This is a genomic window from Ethanoligenens sp. (assembly GCF_047718355.1).
GTDB lineage: Bacteria > Bacillota > Clostridia > Oscillospirales > Ethanoligenentaceae > Ethanoligenens.
Genome location: NZ_JBDNLG010000003.1, coordinates 22463 through 45853 on the forward strand (window position 1 = coordinate 22463; position 23391 = coordinate 45853).

The following is a 23391-nucleotide window of genomic DNA, read 5'->3' on the forward strand; positions in this document are numbered from 1 at the left end:
GGTGCGGGCATTGTGATAAAATAATCTTATATGATGCAATGCGGCGGTTCCAACCGTTTTTTTGTTTATTGTGCGGAAACGCCGGTCGAATGCTATGCGCCTCGAATCGACCGGTGCTTTCCTATATATTGTAAAGAGGTCTTTTTTAATGGAATATCAGATTTCCGAACGCCTTTCGGCGTTGAAGCCATCGGCAATCCGTGAAATCTTCAAAGCGACGACTGACCCATCCATCATTCCCTTTGCGGCAGGCAACCCCGCGCCGGAATCATTTCCGGTGGATATGATTCGCACCTTCACGCGGGAGATTCTTGAAGAAAATCCGGTGGTGGCGCTGCAATATGGTATCACCGAAGGGTATATGCCTCTGCGCACGCTCTTGCGGGAACGGATGCAGAACAATTATGGCTGCGTGCGGCCGGCGGATGACTTGATTGTAGTTTCGGGTGCGCAGCAGGGCGCCGAACTGGCCGCCAAGGCACTCTGCGACGAGGGCGACACCGTGCTCTGTGAGGACCCGAGCTTTATCGGCGTGCTCAACGCGTTCCGGTCTTTGCGCATTCGGCTCAAAGGCATCCCGCTCCAGAGCGACGGCATTGATGTGGAACGGCTTGAGCAGGCACTGCGCACCGAGGAACGTGTTCGCTTGCTCTATATTATCCCCAATTTTCAAAACCCCACCGGCATCACGACCAGCATGGAAAAACGCCGCGCGGTCTATGCTCTTGCGCGCAAATACAACATTATGGTTTTGGAAGACAATCCCTATGGCGAGTTGCGTTTTGCGGGGGACGACTTACCGCACATCAAGTCCATGGACGAAGACGGACGCGTCATCTATTTGGGCACGTTCTCCAAAATCTTGTCTGCCGGGATGCGCGTGGGCTATGCGCTTGGCCCGTCGGAGGTCTTGCAGAAGATGGTGGTGGCCAAGCAGGGTGAGGATGTCCATACCGCCATGCTGCCGCAAATGATTGCGGAACGGTTCCTAAAGTGGGATGGCTTTGATGCACATCTGCAAAGTATCCGTGCGCTCTACCGGCAGAAATGCGGCAGGATGCTGGATGGCATTCGCCACAATTTTGACCCGCGTATCGCCTATACAACACCACAGGGCGGCCTGTTCCTGTGGTGTACCCTGCCCGAGAAAAACGATATGCTTGCATATTGCAAAACTGCTCTCGGCAAAGGCGTGGCGGTGGTGCCGGGCACTGCATTTTTGGCGGATACACAGGGTGAGAGCCGGTCGTTCCGGCTGAACTTTTCCACCCCGTCTGAAGAACAGATCAAAAAGGGTCTGGAACTGCTCGGCGAGATACCTATTCAATAAAAAAGCAGCCTATGTGCGTGCTCTATAGAAAGCGGAGGCAGACCACGAATGGAAAACCCAAAGAAAAATGTGTTCAGCGGCATACAGCCCACCGGCATTCCCACGCTTGGGAATTATTTGGGAGCGATGCGCAACTGGCCGCTGTTGCAGAAAGAATACCACTGCATCTATTCGGTGGTGGATTTGCACTCGCTCACCGTCCGACAGGAACCGGCGGCACTGCGCCAGCAGACGTTTTCGCTGATGGCACTGCTGCTGGCCTGCGGCATCGACCCGGAAAAGAGCCAGCTGTTTATCCAGAGCCATGTGCCTGCCCATGCGGAGCTGGCATGGCTGCTCAACTGCTATACCCAGTTCGGTGAATTGTCCCGTATGACACAATTCAAGGATAAATCAGCCAAACATCCTGATAATATCAATGTGGGTCTGTTCTGCTATCCGACGTTGATGGCGGCGGATATCCTCCTTTACCAGACCGACCTGGTACCGGTGGGCGCCGACCAGAAACAGCATCTGGAGCTGGCGCGGGACGTAGCCGGGCGCTTCAATGGCCTTTACGGGGACGTCTTCCGTATTCCGGAACCGTATATCCCCCAAGCGGGCGCACGGGTGATGTCACTGCAGGAACCGACGAAAAAAATGTCCAAATCGGATGAGAACCCCAACGCATACATCCTGCTGTTGGACGACACCGATACCATCCTGCGCAAATTTAAACGTGCGGTCACCGATTCAGAGGCCGAGGTCGTTTGCCGTGCGGGCAAAGACGGCGTGAATAATCTCATTTCCATCTATTCCATCGTGACCGGCAAGACCACAGCGGAGATTGAGCGGGAGTTTGCCGGAAAAGGTTACGGCGACTTTAAGGTTGCCGTAGGCGAGGCCGTAGCGGAAACATTGCGTCCGGTGCGGGAAACCTATGCCGACTTGATGAAAAACAAAGACCATCTGTTGGATGTCTATATACAAGGCGCGGAAAAAGCGCGGGCACTTGCCGGACGCACCTATGCAAAAGCCTGCAAAAAATTGGGGCTGGTGCCGCCGACAGCCCGCTAAACGGGAGGATATGCTTCCATGTCGCTGAAAACCTATGGCACCATTGGACTGACGCTGATATTGGCGATCGCTATTGCGTATGTCTGTACCCCGTTTGTCATCAAACTTGCGTACCGCATTGGTTGGCTTGACATTCCCAAAGACAAACGGCGAATGCATAAAAAGCCCATACCGTTGCTGGGCGGCCTTTCCATTATAGCGGGTTTTCTGCTTTCCACGCTGATTGTCCTCTTGATCTTGGGCCGGTTCTCGGAATATTATCCACCGCGCATTGCGCAGCTCATGATTCAGATTCTGCCCGGCGCGGCAATCATTGCAGTGATGGCGTTTTTTGACGACCGGTTCAATTTACCGCCGCTGCCGCGTCTTGCCATGCAGTGCGTGGCGGCGGGCATCGCGGTGGCACTGGGCGCACGCATCCAGTTTGTTTCTCTGCCGGTACGGCTGTTTGGAGGTCCAATCGCTCTTGGCAACTGGCTGTCCATTCTTATTACGGTGATTTGGATCGTGGGAATGACCAACGCCATGAACTGGATCGACGGTCTGGATGGTTTGGCCGCCGGCATCGCAAGCATTGCGTCCGGCACACTGCTCATTCTTGCCACGTTGCAAGGGCGCCCGCAGCTTTCGGTTGCCGTCCTTACCGCCGCTTTGGCGGGAGGGTGCCTGGGCTTGCTGCCCTATAACAGAAACCCGGCAAGGATTTTCATGGGCGATACCGGCGCGATGTTTTTGGGGTATGTGCTGGGTGTTATCTCCATACAGGGGCTGTTTAAGTTCTATGCGGCTATCTCGTTTCTGGTACCGATCCTCATTTTGGCACTGCCGATTTTGGATACATCATCCGCTATCCTGCGGCGGCTCTCTGAGGGGAAATCCCCTTTTGCGGCCGACCGCAGCCATATCCATCACCAGCTTATTGATATGGGGCTTTCTCAAAAGCAGGCGGTATGGTTTTTGTACGCGGTCAGCGCCACACTCAGTATCATTGCTATCTTGTTCACGGTATTTGGCAAAATTATTGGCTGGCGTTTTCTGCTCCTGGCCCTTGTAATCGTGCTGATTGCATCACTGATTGCCCTCAAGCTCTGCCGCCGCTATAATGCAAAATGCAAGTGCCAAGAGGATGCTGAGGCGCACGACTGTACGACGGGCAAAGAAGAACCTGAGGCGGACGAGCAACCGCAGACGCCGCCGGAATCCCCCGATGCGGATGTACCACAAAATCCGGATGCCCCCCCGTCGCAGACGGATACGCCGGAACAAAACAAAGAGAAAAACTGACGCGGGCAACGCGAGAAATAAAGAGAAAGCACCGACGAACAATCGCCGGTGCTTTCTCTTTATTGATAAACGATAGAAGGACAGGAGGACAATGTCAGTGAACCGGCGCTGTCTCCCCGTCAAAAAGATCCTGTAACAGATGCAGATACACATCGGTATGGATGAGACTGGCTGCACCATGTTTCCAGCCGGGTAATACGTGCAGGACACTTCCCGGTATGGCTTCGTGAAGCTGCGCGGCGGATTTTTTCATGATGCCGATTTCTTTTCCGCCCACCAGGATGAGTACCTTCGCATCGGTCGCCTCGATGTGCGAGGGAAGTGGGTATTGTCCGTTACTGCGTGTGATATTACGAAGTGACATACAGGACATGCGTAAACTGGAAGTATAATATCGCTCAAATGCAGCGTCTGGTATTTGCAAGACCGCTGCCTGCTGTTTGGCAAACCACCGATATTTAAGAAGCCCATAAACCAACGGAGTCAGCGCCGCCATCAGTCCGGATGCGGGAATGGGATAAACCAGTGCACTTTCGATAACGGCAAAGCGTGTTATTTTCTCACGTCGCGCAAGAACCTCCACAATGATTTGGGCCCCGATGGAAAGCCCCGCAAGTGCGTAGACTTGTCCTCCGCAGGACTTATCCACATAAGCGATGAGTTTTTCCGCGCTGTCGGCGATGCTGCAAAATGTGGTGTCTCCATCGTCGTCGTGCCCATCAATGGTCGGCACAATCAAATGGTACTGTGCTTCCAGTGCGTCGATTATCGGCTGCCAAGACCACCAAGACAGACCTCCGCCGTGGACCAGGATGACAGAGGGAAGAGTTGAATCACCGAATTCTCGAAAATGCATGTTCGAATCTCCTGTTCGTTTTATTGGAGATGATTTGCTTGATCTGTGGTTATCCTGCGGTTTGGTCCTCCGGTGAGGAATCAAACAGGGCCAGCAGCTCCTGCGGCGACATTTTGGAGATGATACCGTCCCCTTCGCTGATGACTGAATCCGCCAGTTTCAGTTTGTCCTGCTGGAGCTTGAGAATCTTTTCCTCAATGGTGTCTTTGGCAATCAGCTTGTAGACCTGCACGCTGCTCTTTTGCCCGATGCGGTGCGCTCGGTCGGTCGCCTGATTCTGCGCGCTCACGTTCCACCAAGGGTCGTAATGGATGACGATATCCGCCGCTGTGAGATTCAGCCCGGTGCCGCCCGCCTTGAGGGAAATAAGGAATACGGGCGTATCATCATCATTGAAACGGGTAGTCAGCCGGGCGCGTTCCTCTTTGGAAGTCGAGCCTTTCAGCACATAGTACCCGATGCCGTCGCCCGTCAGCCGGTCGGCGATAATCGAAAGCATGGAGGTGAACTGCGAGAACAGCAGAACCTTGTGCCCGCTTTCGGTGACGGAGCGCAGCAGCTCCATACAAAGTTCTAGTTTGGCGCTGCCTCCCGTGTAGTCCTCGTAATAGAGCGACGGGTCGCAGCACAGCTGGCGCAGGCGGGTGAGCATAGCCAGCACGATGAGTTTATTGCTGTTTTGCAAGGTGCCGGTCAATTCCTGCCGGATGCTCGCGAGGTTCGCTATATAGAGTTTTTGCTGCTCTCCGTCCAGAGGCGCATACAGCACAGTCTCGGTCTTGGGCGGCAGCTCCTTGAGTACGCTGGATTTCAGGCGGCGCAGGATGAACGGGGAAAGCATCCGCCGCAGCCGTTCCAATGCCCGTTCGTCGCCGCCCTTGACCACTGGCAGCTCAAATGTTTCACGGAATTTGGAGTGGCTATAGAGATACCCCGGCATCAAGAAATCAAAAATGGACCACAATTCGGCAAGGCTGTTTTCCACCGGTGTGCCGGTGAGGGCAAAGCGGTGTTTGCTGCTGATTTGTTTGACGGCGCGCGCATTTTGTGTGCTGGCGTTTTTGACATATTGCGCCTCGTCGATGATTTCACAATCGAACGTATAGGGCTTGTAGAGACTGATGTCCCGTTTGAGCAGCTCGTAGGAGGTGATAATGATATCGTTCTGCGGGATCTGCTCCACTAGTTCCGCGCGCTGTGCGGCATTGCCCATGACAGCAAGTGATTTCAGACTAGGAGCAAAGCGCGTGATCTCGCTGACCCAGTTGAGCACCAGTGAAGTGGGGCAAACCACCAATGAGATGCGTTTGTCCGCAGTGTCTTCCTCGTGGTTGTGCAGCAAAAAGGTGATGGTCTCCAGCGTTTTCCCGAGACCCATGTCGTCGGCCAGAATACCGCCGAGGCCGTAGCGCGCCATCGTTTTGAGCCAGCGAAAGCCCTTTTTCTGGTAATTCCGCAGGATATGGCGCAGGCTTTCGGGGGGCTGGATGTCGGCATCGTCCATGCTGCGAATCTCCCGCAGCATGGACTTAAACCCCGTGTCCCGCTGGGACTGGATGAGCGCGCTGTCTCTTAAAATATTGTCCAGCACCATGGCGCGATAACGGTGCACGTCGGCCTCGCCGTTTTTGATTTGGTCGTCCGAAAGATCCAAACTTTGTGCCAGTTCGGACACCTCGCCCAGCGTGTCGTCATCCAGCGAAACAAAACTGCCGTCGGACAGCTTATGGTATTTTTTGTGCTGCCGATAGGCCTTGAGCAGGTCTAGCAGCTCATCACGGGGAAAATCGCCGGTGTCGAACGTCACATTCAGCAGGTCGCTTTTCAGGCGCACACCCACACTCACAGCAGGCGGTTTGCGGATGGTCACCTTCCCGAGACGGTCGGTGGCGTAAACTTCCGCCACAGTGGAAAGTTCTGCGACACCTTCGTTGAGTAGCGTGTAGATCTTTTCCTCATCGTCTACATATAAAAGCCGGTGCGGGAGGTCATAGGAAGGGAGGTATTTGTCCACCAACGAACGGGTGATGTATTCGCTCCGTACATCCCGCTGGATTGACGGGGTGGGCTGCTCGTCGGTGGCGTTGATCTCGGTGCCGTCGTAGCAGTATCGTAAAGTGCCTGTCACCATCATGGAGGAGGGCATGTCGAGGAACAGCTTGGATTTTAACGGCGCGGGGCGGAAATGGTCCAGCGTCTCCGCATCTTCCACCTCGACGTGCGTGCAGATAGTGTCCAGCACATTTGAGCAGAACAAGGGCATGTCGTTGCGGTTGACGGTAAGCTCGCCGCCTTTGTCTACAAACGCACGCAAAAATTCCCGTGTGGAAGATGTGTAATCTTCCGTGCAGCGGTAAAGCTTGTCGTCCAGCATGACATAGGCATTCTTCTCCCCCATATAGAGGAAAAGCGGCAGCTCGGAGAGGTGCAGCAGGAATGATTCACCCGCATCCTGCACCTGTAGGCTCAGCACGGGGTTCTCGCTGGTAAACAGCACCTGTTTCTCATTGCGGAAATCCACCCGCATCGAAACTTTCTGCCCTACCAGCAATTGAAATAATTCATCAAAAGCACTGCTTGAAAGCGTCAGGCTTCGCTTGCCGGCCTTATAGCCGCCCGCATCGCTTGCAAACTGCATATAGTCCGCATACCGCGACATGAAGAAACGCACCAATGGCCGCGCGGATTCTTCAAAAGCTGCAATATCGTGGGTGAGTGTGAGCTTGGCGCCATAGTCCATTGTGCCGCCCTGCCGCATCTCGAAATAAAATTTGGACAGATCCCGGATGATATACTGCCGATCATGGCCGACAGTGAACGATAGGTTGAGCCGCCCGTTGTAGTCGTATTCAAGCGACGGTACCAGCCGTGCCTTTTTGACAATAGAATGCGCCATGGCGTCGCTGAGCGCTTTTTTACTGTAATGCCCCAGCATCCGTCCGGCATAGTGGTCGGTTTTGTTGTCGTTTCCATTGCGCTCGCCGCCCGCGTCGTTTTTTTGCAGGGCATAGCAACAGAGAAGCACCGCTACAATGTGCTTGCAGCAGCCCTCGTATTCGTAAAAGGCCGGGCAGTCGCACCAGCTCTCTTTTGTCTCCCCGTTTTGATCAAACGTAACCTCCACTTCGTAATTATACTTGCCGCCGTGCACTTCCGCAGTGACTTTTTCGCAAGCGTGTTGTTCGTCCTTTATTCGTTTCAGCTTGGAAACACGGTGCTGGTTGTAATATTCCACGCCGTGCTCAAAAGTGGCACGATTTGCGGCCGCTGCCGCGATATCTTTCATTTCAATATTCAAAACGCAAGTACACTCCCGCTGTTGACTGATGCCAATATCTCTTTACATAAATAGAGCGGCGTCCGTTAGGCGCCGGATTTTCAATGAATTTAATGATCCGAAAGCATGGCGGTCAAAGGCCCGCCGCTGTGCGCAGCGCGTCCCCAGACAGACGATATCCTCTCGAATCTTTTTTTTGCACCGCGCCCAGTTTTTCATAAAACGTGATGGAGGGCTCATTCCAATTCAAACATTCCCATTCCATCCGCCCGCATCCTTCCTCGCAGGCTTTGCGTGCCAAGTGGGTAAAGACTGCGTGGCCAATGCCTTTTCCCCGATAGGCCGGGCGGACAAACACGTCTTCCAAATAGATGCCGGATAGCCCTGTGAATGTTGAAAAAGAGTAGAAATAGATGGCATAACCCGCCGTCTCGCCTCGCCATTCCATCAAGAGCGCACTGGCTACGTGTTTTGCAAACAGCGCTTTATGCAATCCCTGTTCCGTGATGTCCATCTGGTCACGCAGGTGTACGTAATCAGCCAGTTCGCCTATCAATGAAAGCAGCAGAGGCACATCGGCTGCCGTTGCGGGGCGAAGCACGATCTCATTCGGTAATTGTTGAGACATGTGCACAGTTCCTCCTTGGGCGGACAGAATTATGCCGATAAACGGCACTACGCCATTTAAAAGAGTATAGCATATCATGACGGTTCATTCAAGCGAAAGCAGGTAGAACTTGCCGCCGGATTGTAGGACTACAATACCTGTTGGGCAAATCTACAGCAGGCGGATTGCCTTTCTACGCGGTAAGTTTTCGACCCGATAGCATCTCAGTCAATGGAGAAGATGGCAGGATAATTTCATGCATACACAAAAAAGACAACATGCTAACTTTTTTGAGTGGAAAGGCGGTCCATGCCCGTCGCCCAACTATTACAGATTGTTTTTTCCCCACGCAGATGGTATAATAGCCGGGTACAGGCAAAACATGGAATGCGTGTTTTGTATGATTCCTCCGGAGGAAAACGGATGTTCCAAGACCGTTTGCAAATTATTACTGGACATTACGGGAGCGGCAAAACAACGTTTGCCGTTAATCTTGCACTGGATATGGCCCGCGCGGGGCGCAAGGTCTGTCTGGCGGATATGGACATCGTGAACCCGTATTTTCGTGCGGCAGACAGCCGAAAGACGTTGGAGGCCGCAGGCGTGCGGGTTATCGCGCCCGTTTACGCGGGAACGAATCTGGACAGCCCTGCTCTTCCGGGTGAATTGGCCGTCATGTTTGACGACCCCACTTATACCGTGGTGCTTGATGTTGGCGGAGACGACGCGGGCGCCGCGGCGCTTGGCGCGTATGCCGCCCGATTCCGCGAGGCGGGCTATGCACAGTTCTATGTGTTCAATGCCCGCCGTCCGCTCACGTCCACACCGGAGGAAACGGTGCGGGTGCTGCGGGAAATCGAGTCGATTTCCCGTTTGCCCGCCACCGGCTTGGTGAACAACACCAACTTGGGTGCGGAAACCGATATGGCAGTGCTGACGGCGTCGGCCGCATTTGCGGAACAGACGGCGGCGCTCGCTGGTCTGCCCTTGGTTTGCACTGGCGTGCGGCAGGACCTGGCGGAGGCCGTGCGTCTCTGTCTGCCTGCCGTTTATCCGCTTACCATGTGGGTCATGCCCCCGTGGTGACCGCAGTTTTCTAAAAGCAATGATCGCGCGGCGGAGACCAATACGCGCGGCAGGAGGGTATTTGATATGTCAAAGATGATTGTGGATGAAGAACGCTGCAAAGGCTGCGGCCTGTGTGCGACCGCTTGCCCGCGGGGGATCGTGGCGCTTTCATCGGAAACACTGAACAGTAAAGGCTATCATCCCGCTCATGTGGAGCGTATGGAACTTTGCATCGGCTGCGCCATGTGTGCGATGATGTGCCCGGATGTGGCCATTGTGGTGGAAAGGTAAGGGATGGGTTCATGCCTGAAAAAGTTTTGATGAAGGGAAACGAAGCGCTTGCGCAAGCAGCTATCAGCGCTGGTTGCCGGCATTTCTTCGGCTATCCTATCACACCGCAGACGGAGGTATCCGCCTTTATGGCCAAACGGATGCCCAAAATCGGGGGCACCTATTTGCAGGCCGAATCCGAGGTGGCCGCCATCAATATGGTGTATGGCGCCGCCTGCGCGGGTGTGCGCGCCATGACTTCATCTTCATCGCCGGGTATCAGTTTGAAAAGCGAAGGCATTTCCTATATCGCCGCCTGCGATCTGCCCTGCCTGATTGTCAATGTGCAGCGCGGCGGGCCGGGGTTGGGCGGCATTCAACCGTCACAGTCTGACTACTGGCAGGCGACCCGAGCTGCCGGACACGGGGATTTCCATCTGCTGGTGCTTGCGCCGGATTCCGTGCAGGAGATGGTGGATGATGTATTTCTGGCATTCGATTTGAGCGAGAAGTATCGTATCCCGGCCATGATCCTGTCCGATGGGATGCTGGGTCAGATGATGGAGCCGGTGCTGCTTGAGAAACCGGAGCCCCCCAAACTGCCGCCTAAAACGTGGGCGACCAACGGTCATGCGGGGAAACGTCCGCACAACATCATCAATTCGCTCTATCTCCAGCCGGAAGAACTGGAAGAATTGAATTTTGAGCGCTTCAAACGGTATAAAACCGTCATGGAGAACGAGCAGCGTTCCGAAGCGTTTTACATAGAGGATGCCGAGCTGGTTGTGACCGCGTTTGGCGCGTCGGCCCGTGTGGCAAAAAGCGCGGTACTGGCAGCCCGTGCCAAAGGGCTGAAAGTGGGGCTGCTGCGCCCCATCACGCTTTGGCCGTTTCCCGAAAAAGCATTCGCTCAAACGGCTAAAACCGCCAAGGCGTTCTTGAGTGTTGAGATGAATATGGGGCAGATGGTGGACGATGTGCGTCTTGCCATTGGATGCAGCCGCCCGGTGCACTTTTACGGACGTACCGGTGGCGTCATCCCCACGCCGGCGCAGGTGTTGGAACAAATTGAGCGGATACTGGGAGGCGATCGGTAATGTCGATTGTATTTCAAAAACCCAAAGGCCTGACTGATACACCAATGCACTATTGCCCGGGCTGTACGCACGGCATTATCCACCGGTTGGTGGCGGAGACAATGGATGAGTTTGATATTATAGGAAAAACCATCGGCGTTTGCCCGGTAGGCTGCGCGGTGATGGCATATGATTATTTTTCTTGTGACATGGTGGAAGCGGCACATGGGCGTGCGCCCGCTGTGGCGACCGGTATCAAACGCGCGCTGCCGGAGAGCGTTGTGTTCACCTATCAAGGTGATGGAGACCTTGCCGCCATCGGCACGGCGGAAACCGTTCACAGCGCAACGCGCGGCGAAAATATCACGGTGATTTTTGTCAACAATGCCATCTATGGTATGACTGGCGGGCAGATGGCTCCGACCACCTTGCCCAATCAGATCACACAGACTACCCCATATGGACGGGATACGCAGACGGCCGGTTTCCCGGTGCGTATCTGCGAGATGCTGGCAACATTGGACGGTACGGCGTATATTGAGCGCGTGGCGGTAGATAGCCCCACGCATGTGCGTTCCGCAAAGAAAGCGATTCAAAAAGCGTTTGCGTACCAACTGGATGGAAAAGGTTTTTCGCTGGTGGAGGTGCTTTCCACCTGCCCGACCAACTGGGGGCTTTCCCCGGTGGAATCCCTTGCATGGCTGCGTGAAAATATGATGCCGTATTATCCGCTGGGTGTGTTCAAAGATAAATATGGGGAAAATGTGAACAAGGACGCGCAGAAACAGGCGGAGGTGCATGTATGATGGCAACGACCACTGCTGAAAAAACCGATGTGCCGGTATCAGTCGCGGAGCCGTATACGATGACGACATTGTTTGCCGGATTCGGTGGGCAGGGCATCCTGTTCTCGGGCAAAGTGATGGCCTATGCCGGACTGTTGGAGGGGCGCGAAGTATCGTGGCTGCCGTCCTATGGACCGGAGATGCGTGGCGGCACCGCCAACTGCGGTGTGTGCATCTCGGAGGAGGCGGTGGGCTCACCCCTGGTGACCACGCCCGATGCATTTGTGGTGATGAATCTGCCGTCTTTTCTCAAATATATTGAAGATGTGAAACCCGGTGGCGTGGCGGTACTGGATTCGTTTCTGATTGACAAAAAAGTGGAACGAACGGATATCCGCGCGTTTTACATCCCCGCCACCCGTTTGGCCAGCGAAAATAAACTTGACGGTCTTGCCAATATGATTATGCTGGGCAAGCTGCTGCGTGAAACACAGTTTGCCGCATATGACTCCGTGGTTGCCGGGTTGCGTAAATCCGTACCTGCACGGAAAGCAGATTTGGTGGATGCCAACATCAAGGCAATCGGTATCGGCATGGAGTATGACAAATAGGATTTTATCACATAAAACAACAGCTTGTTAAAGCATAGAAAAACCACCCGTATATCCATTGAATGGTTATACGGGTGGTTTTATATTGATGAAAGCAGGTCGGCACTTTGCATGGGGACATGCTTGCTTAAGTTGAAAGGTGGGCCGGTTCTACCTATTTCAGGCTGTGCAGATGTCATCTGCTGTTGCTGCATTTGGACTTTTAAAGGTAGGCTGTGCCTACCCGCATTTGGAGAAACCACAATTGCGGCAGATCACGCAGCCGCCCTCATGCTCCATTTTAGCGCCGCAGTCGGGGCAGTACTTCATAATGGGTGTGTTTTCCGGTGGTGTCCAGTGTTGGATACGCGGTTCGTTTTCCGTGTGCGCGACAGCGGCAGACACCTGCGCTGGCTCTCCGGCTTGGATGCACTTGACTTTTTCAATGACACGCGCGATAGCATCCGGGCAGGAAGTCGCCTGCATACCCGGACGGCGGATGGTAGAGGGGCAGCGGATGCCTTTAAGCTGCTCAATGATGCTGTCTGCGTCCAATCCCGCACGCAGGCCGATAGAGACCAGCCGTGCCGTTGCCTCGCTCTGCGACGGGCAGCCGCCCGCCCGCCCTGTGTTGGTGAAAACCTCGCAGATGCCGTTTTCATCATAGTTGACCGTGATATAGAGGTTTCCGCAGCCGATTTTGACACGCTCGGTGAAGCCGGTGGTCACATTCGGACGCGGGCGCGGCTGCAAACCGGCCAGAGACGTGCTGGCAGCCGGTGCTGTTGTTGCTGCAGGTTTTTCCGCATTGACCTTGCCGATGTTCAGCACCTGTGCATCACGGCTGCCGTCGCGGTAGATGGTCACGCCTTTGCAGTCCAGCTCATATGCCAGCATATAGACCCGCCGTACGTCTGCAATGGTTGCATCGTGTGCGAAGTTTACTGTTTTGGATACTGCATTGTCGGTGCGGCGCTGGAATGCCGCCTGCATCTTAATGTGGTATTCCGGTGAGATGTCGTGCGCACAGACGAAGACCCGCCGGATATCCTCCGGCAATGCAGTTACATGAGACACGCTGCCCGCCTGTGCAATCTCCCGCATCAATTCGTCGCTGTACAGCCCGCGTTCCTCTAGTACCCGACGCAGTACGGGATTGACTTCCACCATTTCGGTGCCGTCCATCACGTTGCGGATGAACACATAGGCAAAGACGGGTTCCACACCGCTGGAACATCCTGCGATGATGGAGAGCGTACCGGTGGGGGCAATGGTGGTGACAGTGGCGTTGCGTACCGCTGTGCCGTCTTTGAGCGTGCTTTCGTCAAAGAGCGGAAATGCGCCGCGTGTCTGTGCAAGTGTCGCGCTTGCCGCGCGCGCGGTGTCGGTGATGAACCCCATCACTTTTTCACCTAACACCACAGCCTCGTCCGAATTGTAGGGGATACCCAGTTCCAAAAGCAGGTCGGCCCAGCCCATTACACCCAGACCGATCTTACGGGTCTGCTTGGTGGTATGGTCGATCTGCTCCAGCGGGTAGCGGTTGGCGTCGATGACATTGTCCAAGAAATGTACGGCGTCCCGCACCACGCCTGCCAGCTTGTCCCAGTCAATGTGCGCTGCATCGCCATCTTGCCGTGTCAACATCTGGTGCAGGTTGATGGAACCAAGGTTGCACGCTTCGTAGGGCAGAAGGGGCTGCTCGCCGCAAGGGTTGGTGGATTCGATGGGGCCGACCGAGGGCACCACATTGTCACGGTTGAGGCGGTCAAGGAAGATGATGCCCGGTTCACCGTTGCGCCACGCCGCGTCCACAATCTTTTCAAATACTTCCCGAGCCGAAAGACGTCCGACGCTGTCTTTGGTGTTTGGATCAATAAGATCGTATTCCGAGTCGGATTGTACCGCGCGCATAAAATCTTCGGTGATGCCTACCGAGATGTTGAAATTGGTGATGTCCGCGTTGTTTTTCTTGCAATCGATAAATTCAAGAATATCCGGGTGATCCACCCGCAGGATGCCCATGTTGGCGCCGCGGCGGGTGCCGCCTTGTTTGACTGCTTCGGTGGCCGTGTTGAACACCCGCATAAAGCTGATGGGACCGGATGCTACACCGCCTGTGGAGTTGACCGCGCTGCCCTTCGGCCGGAGGCGGGAAAATGAAAAACCCGTGCCGCCGCCCGATTTATGAATGAGCGCGGCCTGCTTGATGGCTTCGAAGATGTCTTCCATGCTATCGTCCACCGGCAGTACAAAGCAAGCGGCAAGTTGTCCGAGTGGCCGTCCCGCATTCATGAGGGTGGGCGAGTTGGGCAGAAACTCCAGATTGGTCATCCGTGTATAAAATCGGTCGGCAACGGCTTTAATGTCGGCATGTTCGTCATAGGACTTGTCCGGCGCAGCAATGGCGGCGGCAACGCGATGGAACAGTTCCTCAACGGTTTCGCTTGCCTTGCCATTTGCGTCGCGAATCAGATACCGTTTTTCCAGCACGGTGCGTGCATTCTGTGTGATACCCATGGATGGTTCCTCCTGTTTTGAGACGCGCGCCCCGCAATTTGCGCATGTGGGCGAGTATCCATTCCTGTATGGTCACGCCCGGCCTCTATAGAGGGAAACCGGACTTGAAATTGCATTTATAGGTGAATATGGCGGATATACACAACATATGGTATATCCGCTTATTAAGCATATCAATATTTAGACAAACTGTCAACCGGCAAGGTGATGAAAATTTTGTCTGTGGTAACGGATTTATGCATCCTTCCGCCGTTTTTCCTCTTTCCGCAACCCCGCGCCGATGACAATAATACAGGCTGCGGCCAATGTGACGATGACGGCGGCGCCCGCACCTGAAAAGCGGAGCAGCCGAATAAGCCCTTCATAGACGCCAAACAGCCCGAACAATACAAATGTGACCGAAGCGACCAAGCGGCAAGTACCAGCCGTCAGTCTGCGATGAAGCAAAATGCCCACGATCATGCCGATACTGTCCGCGAGCAGCATGCCCACTGCCGCTCCTGCCAGTACCAGCAGCGGGGTTGCGGGGAACTGCGCCGCCAACGCGATGGTTGCCAATTGCGTCTTGTCACCCATCTCCGCAAAGAAAAATGCAAATGCGACAGTCGCCACATCGCCGAATCGGCCTGTTTCCGGTGGCTTTTCGTCCTTCTCGTTTTCCGGTTTCAACGCCCACAGACCGAAAAAAAGAAACAGGATGGCGGCCAGAAACCGTACCCAGCCGTCCCAGCCAGGCACGCGTGCCAGCAATGTACCCACCGCTACGGCAAGCCCATGGTTGGCTATTGTGGCAATTAAGACGCCCAAAAGCACTTTCATCCAGTTCATGCGGCTGGAAAACCCAATGGTGAGCAGCTGGCTTTTGTCCCCCAGTTCATTGAGGGTGACAAAAATTGCCGCCGTTAAAAACGGTGTGAGAGAAGGCAGGACAGTGAGCCAAGTCATGGAAAACCCTCCTTTGGCGCGGCGCTTCTTTAAACGGTATGTGCCGCCGGAGGAAAAAAGACATAACAACAGGCTTGGTGTTTGCAAAAATGGGAACCGGATGGGCGCCGCGCGTCCTCAGACATGCAGGATGCGGTAAGCAATGGTATTTTCATAAACGAACGGATTGCGGTGTACAAAAAACACCCGCCCATCGCGTGGGGAAAGCAGCGTCTGGCGGATGCTGTTGTCGTATGGGTCGTGGATAAATCCCAGTTCGTCGCCGCATTTCACCATGTCGCCTGCGTGCCGGATGCGACGCATGAGTCCGCCGGTCTTTGCCTGCACGAAGGTGAGATCTCGATTGGTGATGATGCGGATGGGTGGACGCTCCGGCACGCTCGGGATTTGTGTTTGTGCCGTGAGAATGCCTACGCCTTTTAAAAAGTGCAGAGTGGCGCGTACCGAAAGCGCGGTAGCGGCCTCATCTAATTCATCGGTCTTGCCTGCAAAGATTGAAAATGCACTGGTTTCAAAGATCTGCCAGTTGTAATTGAGCGTGGTGGTATCAAATGGACGCGTCTCCCGTACATACAGATATGGCAGACCAAAGAGCGCGGCGGCGGCGGTGTCCTCATAGCCGGTGCGCATCATGCGGATGTGCGGCATGAATTCGCCCGGCATGTAATAGCTGGCAAATTGTATCCCATATTGGTAGGGCCTGACAGCTTCAAATACCTGATGGGCGATGCGCTGGGTAGTTTCTCCGAGGCTGTAACCGGGGAACATCCGATTGATATCGGTATCGTCCATCGGCCAAAACCGACGGGCGGTGTTAACGGAGTAGGGGTTTGCCGTTGGGATGACGGAAATCTGTCTGCCGGGGGCGATACAGCCCTGCTGTTCCAGCTCACGCAATTTTTCAACAATGTGCGCACACGTGAAAATCTGCTGTGCTTCGTTGCCGCGGGTAGCCCCCATGATGGCACAGCCCGCTTGACGTGCGGAATCCGTTTGCTCACCGAACAGGAACGACTGAATACGCATCGGTTCCCGATAAGGCGCGTCCAGTTCAAAAATACACGTTTTTTTCATGTCCTTAGCTTGTAATCCTCCACGCCCTCGATCATCCGCGCGATCAGTGAACCGGTGTAGACCACCGGGTATGCCCGGAGTGTGAACACGAGTCCGTTGCATGGCGCGGTGATGCGGTCTTTGACAACACCTTCCAGCGGATCGAGAATCTGGCCGATCTCCTCCCCTTTTGCCATAATGGCGCAATGCTGCACGTGCGGCACGAAGATGCCGGACGCTTTTGAGTTGAGGAAATAGACCTGCCGCTCCAAAGAGTTGAGCGTTTCGTGCGGCGTGTCCGCACCCGGAATGTTCCAGATGCCCAATGTGCGCATAACGTTAAAAATGCCGTGCACGAGCTGGAGGCCGTAGTCGCGTGTGATGCGCATCCCCACGCCCATTTCCACCACGATGCAAGGGGTGCCGCGCGTGTTGAGCGAATGCGCCAACGTGGATTCCAGCACGGTGGCCGACGGGTGTATCCATAAAAAATCAAGGTTAAGCTGAGACGCGAGCGGCGTCAGCTTTTCCGCATTGTTCTCATTGATGCGTGCCTGCGGCAGTTCCCGCAAAAAAATGTTGCTGGCGTGAATATCCACAACCAGATTGGAGCCGAGGAGGCTATCCAATACTTCCGCTGCCACTTTTTCCACAAGAGAACCGTTCGGGTTTCCGGGAAACAGGCGGTTCATCTCCAGGTTGAAACCGGGAAAGCCGCGGCAAATGGATTCGATGCCCAACGGATTGATTGCCGGGTAGATATCCACAATGCCTGTCAGGCCCTCCGGCTGGAGCGACAGCAGACGGCCCAATTCGTAGCAGGTAAACTGCCCTTCCAGTTCGTCGCCGTGCACGCCGGTGACGAGGGAGATGCGCGGCAGTGCGGCAATCTCCGCCTCGGTCAGTCCATCCGGCTGATAGCGGCACCGCTTGATACACAGGGTCTCATCGACAGGCAGACATGTTCGACTGACTGTCTTCACTTTCTTCATCAACTATTTCGCCTACTTTAACATGGATTTCCATTTCCTGCTTGACTTGTTCGGCCGGGCCTACAAAGCAGCCACGGTCCACACTGCAGTCTGCGCTGTCCCGCCCGTGGGACAGCTTGATATATCCGTAATCAATGATCTGGTCATTGGTGGGGTCGATTCCGCGCCATGCACCGTCTTCATAATATTCTACCCACGCGTGTGTTTCCCCTTCGCCGGGCATCAGGCCCGCGCAGTAGCGCGCGGGGATGTTCCGGCTCCGCAGCAGTGCCAGCACGATCTGTACATAATCCTGACAGACGCCTTTGCCTTGCGCAAACGCGTCGGCTGCCGGCATGTCCACATCCGTAGAAGCCGGCAGATAGGTCAGCTGCGCGTGGACGGCCTTACAGACGGCCTGTGCCTGTTCGCCTGCCGTTCCGCTGGGGACGCTTTCCCCAAATGCTGACATTGCATCGCTCATCCGCGTCAAAGGGGTCTCATAGAGAAACAAATCGTCAAGAGGCTCGCGTGAAAGGTAATAACTTTGCAGCGCCTTGCCCGTGATCGTGAAAGCAAACCGGTCGTGCGGTTCCGGAATAGTTCCCGCAAGGGTGCGGTTGCCTAATGCGTCGATTCCCTCCACCGGCGCGACTTCGCCGGCCAAGGCACAGTGCTCTTGATAGATGTGCTGGAACGGGAATTGCCCGGGCAGACATTTCAGTCGAAAATGATGTGCCTTGACCGGATGACTGAACCGGATGGCCGACTGGTATAAAAAAGAAAACCGTTTCATAGGTCATTCCTCCTGTGGATAAAGGCGTTTGCGTATCAGGATAGACGTGCATTGTTTTTGACGAAAATGCTTTCAACCCGATGACCCGGTTTGTTTCATTCAACGCAATCTATAATAAAACATAAATGCGGATTGTTTCTGTTATTGGAGCATATCAAGGATGCCACTGTCAATCTGCCGGGCGGTCACGCTGCGGCCGTTGGCCAGCATGTCGGCAAGGTCCTTGCAAACACCGGCGCTGTCGAGATGGGCAAGCGAACGGGCGAGACGGCGTTTTGCCGCATCCAAGGTTTCCGAATCCGATGCGAAGCGTGTGTAGATATCTACGCGCTCCGTATACTTGCCTGCTTTGATAAAATCACGCACATCGTCCGCAAGGATCAGGTCGTCCACCGCGCCCCAAAACGCCAGCAGGAGACTTTGCACATCCCGTATTGCGGCCACGGTGATCGTTGACTGGAATTTGCGTTGCACGGCATTGTAGGATGACTGGATGTAAGACACCGTTTCGGTTGCCAGCCGGTCGCGCAAAAGCATGGCGTTGGAGTTGGCCTGCCCCAGGGCAAAGGCAATGCTTGCCTCGTTGCTTGTTTCACTCAGCATCCGGTGCAGAAAATCCGATTTGTCGCGGTAGATATCCGGAATGCTCAACTTGGAGCAGTAGTCCCGATAGGCGCCCGCGTCCGCGTCAAGCATACGGTCGTAATACCGCACGAGCAGACCAATCAGTGTATAGGCGCGTTCCGCGTAGCGACCAAGCCAGTAAAGCTTTTCAGCCTGTGTTATCGAGATAGTACCCATGTGTCTTTGAATCCTCCACCTTGTGACGAGTTGACAACGAACGAACCGGCTTGTAACGCATAACGGGTGAGGCCGCTGTGCCAGACCCGGATATCTTTTCCCTGCACGACGAACGCGCGGAAGTCCGCTTTGCGCGGCACTTCCTTGCCATTCAGAAACACGCCAAGGTCGTTGAAATTGATAATTTCCTGTGCGATGAACCGGCGCGGTTTGGAAAGAATGGCCTGACGAAGATCCTCAAGTTGCGCGGCAGAGAGGTCTCGCCCGAACACGACGCCGTAACCGCCCGCTTCGCTAACGTCCTTAACAACCAGTGTTTTCAGATGTGCAAGCACATACTGCAAGTCATGCTTGTAATAGGGCACGTAAGTGGGCGCGTTTTGCAGAATCGGCTCTTCCCCCAAATAATAGCGAATCATCTGAGGGACGAAATAGTATGTACCTTTGTCATCGGCGACACCGTTGCCGGGTGCATTGATGAGCGATACGTTACCCTTACGGTATACTTCCATCAGATGCGGCACGCCGATGACCGAATGCTCGTCAAAAAGGAGCGGGTCAAGGAATTCGTCTGATACCCGGCGGTAGATAGCGCCTACGCGCTGTTTTCCCCCGTTAAAGCTTTTATAATAGACCACGTCCCCCGTGACCTCCAGATCTTCCGGGAAGGCAAGGGTCGCGCCGGTTTTTTCCGCAAGATATGCGTGTTCAAAAAATGCGGAGTTGTATCGTCCGGGTGTGAGCACCACCACGATGCCGGGACATTGCACTTCGCTGAACATGTTTGCCAGCAGTTTGGCATAGTTGCGGTTTTCGTAGATGCTGTGTTCCTCGAACACAGCTGGATTGGTACGCCGCACAATTTCCCGCGCAATCATGGGATAAGAAGCGCCGGACGGCACACGCAGATTATCTTCTAACACATACCACCCGTCGGGTGCCTCCACGAGATCAATGCCGGAAATGTGGCTGTAAACATCCTGCGGGGGGCGGATGCCTTGACAGGGAAGCAGGAAGCCCTTGGCAGAATAGATAAATTCCTGCGGGATGATGCCATCTCGCAGGATGCAGCGTTTAGAATAAATGTCACACAAAAAAAGGTTGAGCGCACAGACCCGCTGAATGAGACCTTTTTCAAGTTTGTCAAACTGGTCGGCGCGGATAACCCGGGGAAGAGCGTCAAATGGAAAGAGCTGCTCGTGAAATTCTCCGTTTTTGTAGACGCCAAATTTGACGCCGTAGCGGTCGAGTGCGCGGTTAACCCGCTCGGCCTGCTCTTGCAGCACTTGTGTATCCACGCAATGTTCTCCTTGTCCGCTGATTGAATCGATAAAAAAAGGGCATGCATCCGTTTTTCGCACCGCTATGCCTGCCAATAAACCTACTTTATTGTACGCCTTTATTTTCCAAAAATCAATGCACGCCGAAACGGTTTTAATGGAAACATCTGAAAAAGTACCGCTGTACATATATTTGATAAAAAATAGGCGTGTTTTCAAAGGCAGCCGGATAAAGACTTGGAGTATAACGCCATATAACTGGACAAGATGGGTATTGCGCCCCTTTTTCTGGGCGGCGCATAGGGGACGTAAGGATTTCCACAAAAAATCAGCAAGGCGCAGGCATGCCCTCCACGTCAAAAAGAAAATGCCGTTAAGGCGGGTGTGTTTGCGCACACTGCTCTTGACAACAATGTACTGGCGCTGTATAATAGAAAATACCATCTGTGGGTCTTTTGTTTGAAAGGCCGCACGCATACCATCGTTTTGAGCGACGGGGTATGGGCTATTTAGAGCTTGCGCCGATTTTTTGGTGAAAATCCGTTCGTTAGACGGAGGGAGGGAATAAAAATGGCTGAAATCCGAATCAAAGACAACGAATCGCTCGACAGCGCGCTGCGCCGCTTTAAAAAGCAATGTGCACGTTCTGGCGTTCTTGCGGAAGTGCGCAAACGGGAACACTACGAAAAACCCTCTGTCAAACGCAAGAAGAAATCCGAGGCGGCGCGTAAACGCAAGCATCGTTGATTGCAGATTGATGAAACGTTAAAAGCGGGCTTTGTGCCCGCTTTTTCGCATGTATGCCCTTTTTCACACATCATTCTAACAGATAAGGCGGGTGGCGCTGTGCTTCTGGTACCGGACAAACGTTTCCTGCATATTGCGTCGATCAATGCCGGGTTTCTCGCGCGTGAGCACGTGAAGGGCCTGGTGCTTGATATCGACTACACGCTGGCTGACAGATCCACGCCGCTGCCGGACAGCGAGATTCAGACATTTATCACCGCCCTCAAACAGGCGGACATCCGTTTGTATGTCCTTTCCAACAACCACCATAACCGAGTCTCGCGGTTTGCCCGCGCACTGCAGCTGCCTTATCGTGCCAATGGGCTCAAGCCATTTCCGCTGGCGTTTTCATTGGCTGTGAAGGCCATGAATCTGCGAAAAGAAGAGGTGGTGGCGGTAGGCGATCAGATCTATACAGATGTCCTCGGCGGGCATCTGGCGGGTCTGCGGGTTTGGATGGTGTCGCCCTATGGCGGCGGCGGGCATTCCCCGTTTTATCATCTGCGGCGTATGTTGGAAAAACCGTTTATCCATGCCCGTGCGCCCGAAGATGGACAGGCACATCGATGAAACCGCGGTTTGGCGTGGCCGGGAACGAAGATGCGTTTTTTGCGGCGGGTTTTCGGCATACGGTCCAGGCGCCCGCCTATGTCGCCTCTTTGGGACTGGATGCGTATGAGTACCAGTGCGGGCATGGCGTACGGGTTTCACAGAGTGGCGGGGAGGCGGTGGGTCAGGCGGCCAAAGAAGCCGGTATTGCACTTTCACTGCACGCCCCATATTATATCTCCATGGCAAGTGAAGACGCGGCTATCCGTACCCGCAGCGTAGCGTATATTCTCCAGTCCGCCCGTGCCGCGGACTGGATGGGCGCGGAACGGGTGGTGGTGCATCCCGGTGCGTGCGGAAAGCGCCCACGCGCGGATGTGCTGGCACTGGCGTGTGAGACGTTCAGTCGGGCATTAGATGCATTGGACGCGGCAGGTCTGGGGCACGTTTACATCTGCCCGGAAACGATGGGCAAAATCGGGCAGCTCGGCACGTTGGAAGAGGTGCTGACTATCTGCAAACTGGATGCGCGCTTGTTGCCGTGCATTGATTTTGGGCACCTGAACGCCCGTACCGGCGGCGGGCTTGCCACGCGTGCCGATTACGCTGCGGTGCTGGATGCAATCGGGCAAGCGCTGGGTACGGGCAGGCTACGCGTGTTCCATGCACATTTTTCTAAGATTGAATATACGGCAGGCGGCGAAAAACGACATCTCACATTTGCCGACACGGTATATGGCCCTCCATTTGCGCCGCTGGCGGAGGAATTAGCCGCGAGGGGGCTGTGCCCCACCGTTATTTGTGAGTCCGCGGGGACACAGGCGGCAGATGCGCGCTGTATGAAAGACCGGTATCTGGCATGTATATCGCCGTAGGAACGTGCGGCGCGTGGAATATGACGGTTGATGTGATTCTGATAAAGAAAAAGTATTTTTAAGAAGACAGAAAGGGATGTTTGTTATGCCAAGGCATAAGGTGTTGCTGTTGCATGGACCGAACCTCAACTTGCTGGGCGAGCGTGAAACAGGAATTTACGGGAAAGATACCATAGAACATATCAACGCGGAGATTCAAGCTGCCGCACAGGCAATGGGTATTGATTGTGAGATTCGGCAGTCTAACCACGAGGGGACGTTAATCGATCTGCTGCACGGTGCACGCGGAGAATTTGACGGCGTTGTCATCAATGCAGGGGCGCTTACGCACTACAGTATCGCCCTGCGCGATGCCATTGCCGCCATCCGTATCCCCACGGTGGAGGTGCACATGTCGAATGTGCAGGCGCGGGAAGAATTCCGCCACAAATCGGTGATTGCGCCTGTTTGTGCGGGGGCTATCGTGGGGTTTGGAAAATATAGTTATATTCTCGCCCTGCAGGGCTTAAAAGATCTTTTTTAGCGGGTACAGTCCGCAGCTATGTTCAGGTGGGACCATATAGATTATTTCAAGCTGCGCTGCCCCACCGTTCAGATTGTTTTGACAGGAGGTTTT

At 54.5% G+C, this 23391-nt stretch carries 20 protein-coding genes and 2 pseudogenes; 12 read left to right on the top strand and 10 right to left on the bottom strand.

All coding sequences use genetic code 11. The features are described from left to right. Positions 1–148 precede the first annotated feature (148 nt). Genes ABF463_RS00890 through ABF463_RS00900 form a run of 3 tightly spaced genes read left to right on the top strand, consistent with a single transcriptional unit; the run spans position 149 to position 3670 of the window. A complete protein-coding gene (locus ABF463_RS00890) occupies positions 149–1330 on the top strand; it encodes a PLP-dependent aminotransferase family protein (protein ID WP_415531647.1) in 1182 nt (393 codons plus the stop codon). A 48-nt stretch (positions 1331–1378) separates the two neighbouring features. After that, positions 1379–2386: a tryptophan--tRNA ligase gene (gene trpS / locus ABF463_RS00895; RefSeq protein ID WP_415531648.1), complete on the top strand. Its 1008-nt coding sequence runs from the start codon at positions 1379–1381 to the stop codon at positions 2384–2386. 18 nt (positions 2387–2404) lie between these two features. Then, positions 2405–3670: a glycosyltransferase family 4 protein gene (locus ABF463_RS00900; protein WP_415531649.1), complete on the top strand. Its 1266-nt coding sequence runs from the start codon at positions 2405–2407 to the stop codon at positions 3668–3670. Positions 3671–3764: 94 nt separating this feature from the next. Here the strand turns inward: ABF463_RS00900 and ABF463_RS00905 are convergent, their stop codons facing one another. The 3 genes from ABF463_RS00905 to ABF463_RS00915 all read right to left on the bottom strand — a co-directional run bounded on the left by ABF463_RS00905 (position 3765) and on the right by ABF463_RS00915 (position 8431). Continuing rightward, complete coding sequence (locus ABF463_RS00905) at positions 3765–4526, bottom strand: alpha/beta fold hydrolase (protein WP_415531650.1); 762 nt, start codon at positions 4524–4526, stop codon at positions 3765–3767. A gap of 49 nt (positions 4527–4575) precedes the next feature. Continuing rightward, positions 4576–7824: an SNF2 helicase associated domain-containing protein gene (locus ABF463_RS00910; RefSeq protein WP_415531651.1), complete on the bottom strand. Its 3249-nt coding sequence runs from the start codon at positions 7822–7824 to the stop codon at positions 4576–4578. 112 nt (positions 7825–7936) lie between these two features. Next, complete coding sequence (locus ABF463_RS00915) at positions 7937–8431, bottom strand: GNAT family N-acetyltransferase (protein ID WP_415531652.1); 495 nt, start codon at positions 8429–8431, stop codon at positions 7937–7939. 402 nt (positions 8432–8833) lie between these two features. On the opposite strand from ABF463_RS00915, the gene ABF463_RS00920 reads away from it, so the two are divergent. The 5 genes and pseudogenes from ABF463_RS00920 to ABF463_RS00940 all read left to right on the top strand — a co-directional run bounded on the left by ABF463_RS00920 (position 8834) and on the right by ABF463_RS00940 (position 12220). Continuing rightward, positions 8834–9496 (top strand): P-loop NTPase, encoded by a 663-nt coding sequence (locus ABF463_RS00920; protein ID WP_415531653.1) that lies wholly within the window; start codon positions 8834–8836, stop codon positions 9494–9496. Between the two features lie 60 nt (positions 9497–9556). Then, positions 9557–9769: pseudogene (locus ABF463_RS00925) on the top strand (ferredoxin family protein); the annotation flags it as partial. An 11-nt stretch (positions 9770–9780) separates the two neighbouring features. Further along, a complete protein-coding gene (locus tag ABF463_RS00930; protein ID WP_415531654.1) occupies positions 9781–10845 on the top strand; it encodes a 3-methyl-2-oxobutanoate dehydrogenase subunit VorB in 1065 nt (354 codons plus the stop codon). Further along, positions 10845–11630 carry a thiamine pyrophosphate-dependent enzyme gene (locus ABF463_RS00935; protein ID WP_415531655.1) on the top strand — a complete coding sequence of 262 codons (786 nt, stop codon included), beginning with the start codon at positions 10845–10847 and terminating at the stop codon, positions 11628–11630. Before ABF463_RS00930 ends, ABF463_RS00935 begins: the two co-directional genes overlap by 1 nt. Then, complete coding sequence (locus ABF463_RS00940) at positions 11627–12220, top strand: 2-oxoacid:acceptor oxidoreductase family protein (protein WP_415531656.1); 594 nt, start codon at positions 11627–11629, stop codon at positions 12218–12220. Before ABF463_RS00935 ends, ABF463_RS00940 begins: the two co-directional genes overlap by 4 nt. A 219-nt stretch (positions 12221–12439) precedes the next feature. Here ABF463_RS00940 and ABF463_RS00945 read toward each other — a convergent pair. The 7 genes and pseudogenes from ABF463_RS00945 to ABF463_RS00975 form a co-directional block, all read right to left on the bottom strand. Further along, positions 12440–14725: pseudogene (locus ABF463_RS00945) on the bottom strand (vitamin B12-dependent ribonucleotide reductase); the annotation flags it as partial. Between the two features lie 228 nt (positions 14726–14953). Beyond that, entirely contained in the window at positions 14954–15664 is a 711-nt protein-coding gene (locus ABF463_RS00950) for a TMEM165/GDT1 family protein (protein ID WP_415531657.1), read from the bottom strand. 117 nt (positions 15665–15781) lie between these two features. After that, positions 15782–16738, bottom strand: a complete 957-nt coding sequence (locus tag ABF463_RS00955; RefSeq protein WP_415531658.1) for a M14 family metallopeptidase — start codon at positions 16736–16738, stop codon at positions 15782–15784. Further along, positions 16735–17709: a M14 family metallopeptidase gene (locus tag ABF463_RS00960; RefSeq protein WP_415531659.1), complete on the bottom strand. Its 975-nt coding sequence runs from the start codon at positions 17707–17709 to the stop codon at positions 16735–16737. The genes ABF463_RS00955 and ABF463_RS00960 overlap by 4 nt, the downstream gene beginning before the upstream one ends. Continuing rightward, on the bottom strand, positions 17663–18484 hold the full coding sequence (locus ABF463_RS00965; RefSeq protein WP_415531661.1) for a transglutaminase domain-containing protein: 822 nt from the start codon (positions 18482–18484) through the stop codon (positions 17663–17665). The genes ABF463_RS00960 and ABF463_RS00965 overlap by 47 nt, the downstream gene beginning before the upstream one ends. A 141-nt stretch (positions 18485–18625) precedes the next feature. Then, the gene (locus tag ABF463_RS00970) at positions 18626–19285 is read right to left on the bottom strand and encodes an alpha-E domain-containing protein (protein WP_415531662.1); all 660 of its coding nucleotides are present in this window, start codon (positions 19283–19285) and stop codon (positions 18626–18628) included. Then, a complete protein-coding gene (locus ABF463_RS00975; protein WP_415531663.1) occupies positions 19267–20583 on the bottom strand; it encodes a circularly permuted type 2 ATP-grasp protein in 1317 nt (438 codons plus the stop codon). The genes ABF463_RS00970 and ABF463_RS00975 overlap by 19 nt, the downstream gene beginning before the upstream one ends. A gap of 552 nt (positions 20584–21135) precedes the next feature. Here ABF463_RS00975 and rpsU point away from each other — a divergent pair. The 4 genes from rpsU (at position 21136) to aroQ (ending at position 23298) form a co-directional block, all read left to right on the top strand. Further along, complete coding sequence (gene rpsU, locus ABF463_RS00980; protein ID WP_013484190.1) at positions 21136–21312, top strand: 30S ribosomal protein S21; 177 nt, start codon at positions 21136–21138, stop codon at positions 21310–21312. 99 nt (positions 21313–21411) lie between these two features. Continuing rightward, positions 21412–21921 (top strand): YqeG family HAD IIIA-type phosphatase, encoded by a 510-nt coding sequence (locus ABF463_RS00985; RefSeq protein ID WP_415531664.1) that lies wholly within the window; start codon positions 21412–21414, stop codon positions 21919–21921. Beyond that, complete coding sequence (locus ABF463_RS00990; RefSeq protein WP_415531665.1) at positions 21918–22775, top strand: TIM barrel protein; 858 nt, start codon at positions 21918–21920, stop codon at positions 22773–22775. Before ABF463_RS00985 ends, ABF463_RS00990 begins: the two co-directional genes overlap by 4 nt. Positions 22776–22860: 85 nt before the next feature. Next, positions 22861–23298, top strand: coding sequence for a type II 3-dehydroquinate dehydratase (aroQ, locus tag ABF463_RS00995; protein WP_415531666.1), 438 nt, complete (start codon positions 22861–22863; stop codon positions 23296–23298). The last annotated feature ends 93 nt before the right edge of the window (positions 23299–23391 follow it).

What these genes read in the sequence shown, in the direction of transcription:
- ABF463_RS00940 (WP_415531656.1), top strand. Translation starts at nt 11,627, where the DNA reads ATGATGGCAACGACCACTGCTGAAAAAACCGATGTGCCGGTATCAGTC.
- trpS (WP_415531648.1), top strand. Translation starts at nt 1,379, where the DNA reads ATGGAAAACCCAAAGAAAAATGTGTTCAGCGGCATACAGCCCACCGGC.
- ABF463_RS00935 (WP_415531655.1), top strand. Translation starts at nt 10,845, where the DNA reads ATGTCGATTGTATTTCAAAAACCCAAAGGCCTGACTGATACACCAATG.
- ABF463_RS00960 (WP_415531659.1), bottom strand. Translation starts at nt 17,709, where the DNA reads ATGAAGAAAGTGAAGACAGTCAGTCGAACATGTCTGCCTGTCGATGAG.
- ABF463_RS00955 (WP_415531658.1), bottom strand. Translation starts at nt 16,738, where the DNA reads ATGAAAAAAACGTGTATTTTTGAACTGGACGCGCCTTATCGGGAACCG.
- aroQ (WP_415531666.1), top strand. Translation starts at nt 22,861, where the DNA reads ATGCCAAGGCATAAGGTGTTGCTGTTGCATGGACCGAACCTCAACTTG.
- ABF463_RS00950 (WP_415531657.1), bottom strand. Translation starts at nt 15,664, where the DNA reads ATGACTTGGCTCACTGTCCTGCCTTCTCTCACACCGTTTTTAACGGCG.
- ABF463_RS00965 (WP_415531661.1), bottom strand. Translation starts at nt 18,484, where the DNA reads ATGAAACGGTTTTCTTTTTTATACCAGTCGGCCATCCGGTTCAGTCAT.
- ABF463_RS00900 (WP_415531649.1), top strand. Translation starts at nt 2,405, where the DNA reads ATGTCGCTGAAAACCTATGGCACCATTGGACTGACGCTGATATTGGCG.
- ABF463_RS00915 (WP_415531652.1), bottom strand. Translation starts at nt 8,431, where the DNA reads ATGTCTCAACAATTACCGAATGAGATCGTGCTTCGCCCCGCAACGGCA.
- ABF463_RS00905 (WP_415531650.1), bottom strand. Translation starts at nt 4,526, where the DNA reads ATGCATTTTCGAGAATTCGGTGATTCAACTCTTCCCTCTGTCATCCTG.
- ABF463_RS00990 (WP_415531665.1), top strand. Translation starts at nt 21,918, where the DNA reads ATGAAACCGCGGTTTGGCGTGGCCGGGAACGAAGATGCGTTTTTTGCG.
- ABF463_RS00930 (WP_415531654.1), top strand. Translation starts at nt 9,781, where the DNA reads ATGCCTGAAAAAGTTTTGATGAAGGGAAACGAAGCGCTTGCGCAAGCA.
- ABF463_RS00920 (WP_415531653.1), top strand. Translation starts at nt 8,834, where the DNA reads ATGTTCCAAGACCGTTTGCAAATTATTACTGGACATTACGGGAGCGGC.
- ABF463_RS00890 (WP_415531647.1), top strand. Translation starts at nt 149, where the DNA reads ATGGAATATCAGATTTCCGAACGCCTTTCGGCGTTGAAGCCATCGGCA.
- rpsU (WP_013484190.1), top strand. Translation starts at nt 21,136, where the DNA reads ATGGCTGAAATCCGAATCAAAGACAACGAATCGCTCGACAGCGCGCTG.
- ABF463_RS00970 (WP_415531662.1), bottom strand. Translation starts at nt 19,285, where the DNA reads ATGGGTACTATCTCGATAACACAGGCTGAAAAGCTTTACTGGCTTGGT.